The organism is Candidatus Hakubella thermalkaliphila, assembly GCF_013281975.1.
Taxonomy (GTDB): domain Bacteria; phylum Actinomycetota; class Humimicrobiia; order Hakubellales; family Hakubellaceae; genus Hakubella; species Hakubella thermalkaliphila.
In genome coordinates, this window is sequence record NZ_BLRZ01000281.1 from 1 (window position 1) to 1,118 (window position 1,118).

General features: G+C 47.1%; 3 protein-coding genes. All 3 read left to right on the plus strand.

Features of this window, described 5'->3' with window-relative positions; all coding sequences use genetic code 11:
• Window positions 1-41 precede the first annotated feature (41 nt).
• The 3 genes from HW443_RS11565 to HW443_RS11575 all read left to right on the plus strand — a co-directional run bounded on the left by HW443_RS11565 (window position 42) and on the right by HW443_RS11575 (window position 1,077).
• The gene (locus HW443_RS11565; protein ID WP_176238260.1) at window positions 42-227 is read left to right on the plus strand and encodes a hypothetical protein; all 186 of its coding nucleotides are present in this window, start codon (window positions 42-44) and stop codon (window positions 225-227) included.
• A 74-nt stretch (window positions 228-301) separates the two neighbouring features.
• Entirely contained in the window at window positions 302-574 is a 273-nt protein-coding gene (locus HW443_RS11570; RefSeq protein ID WP_176232025.1) for a hypothetical protein, read from the plus strand.
• 77 nt (window positions 575-651) lie between these two features.
• The gene (locus tag HW443_RS11575; RefSeq protein WP_246273408.1) at window positions 652-1,077 is read left to right on the plus strand and encodes an ArsA-related P-loop ATPase; all 426 of its coding nucleotides are present in this window, start codon (window positions 652-654) and stop codon (window positions 1,075-1,077) included.
• The last annotated feature ends 41 nt before the right edge of the window (window positions 1,078-1,118 follow it).

Sequence of the window (1,118 nt, forward strand, 5' to 3'; positions counted from 1 at the left end):
CTCAACACAGACCCATAGTTCCAGGGATGTGGTGACCGTAGATGTTTCTTCGCAGCACGGCTAAGAAGGTCAAAGGTAAAACCTATCGCTACTGGAAGCTGGTGGAGAATGTTCGCACCGAGCGGGGGGTGCGCCAGCGGGTGGTGGCCCATCTGGGAGTGGAAGGAGTGAAGGCCTTCGGCCGATACCGAGCCTTAAAGACCCAACCTCGACCTGCTGGATCTTAAGGATTTTAGGGGCACGACTAACCTGCAACCAGGGTAATCGTGCCCTTCCAATACTTTAAAAGGAGACAAAGTTTATGACAGAGGACGAGAAAAAGAAAGGGGAATTTCTACGGGGAGTTAAGGAGTTTATCTATGGAATAGCTGCTCATGACTCTGCCAGGTTTGCCCTGAAGACAAAGGCGAGCATGGAGCACCTGTTCATCCTCATCACCATGGGAGATATGCTGGGTGTGCCCATCCTACCTCCATACTATTCCTTGCGGTTGTTGCCCTATGTGGTTCCCCAGATATCAACATGGAAGCGCAGGATGTTGAGGGAAAGGGATTTAACGGATGCATTAGCCTGAAAACCAACAACTCAGAAAGAGGTGATCACATTTCTTTAGCAAAAATATTTGAGCAATATCCTGACAGGCGTTACATCATGTTTGGTGGAAAAGGGGGATTGGGAAAGACCACCTTTTCAGCTGCTGCTTGCTATTATTTGGCAAAAAAAGGCAAAAAGGTGTTGGTCTTTTCTGTTGACCCACAGGCCTCTCTTACAGATATCTTTGAGAGGGATATCTTTGGTAAAGGACCAGTAGAGATCATCCCCAATCTCTATGCACAGGAAATAGATGCTGACCACCGTGTAAAGGAATACCAACAGGAGATTCGGCAGAAGATCCTTGATAGGTATGGAATGGACAGGATCCCCGAGGAAATAGAGAGTTACCTCCAGGCTGCCTCAGCAGAGCCTGCAATGGAGGAGAGCGCTATTTTTGATGAGGTGGTCGATATCGTTGTCAAGGGCGGCTATGACTACTATAGTAACTGCTCAATAACTTGTGGAAAGTTATTAGTAGGGTAGTCATAGAAACATGGATAATTATGCAATATTCCCTTTGTGAT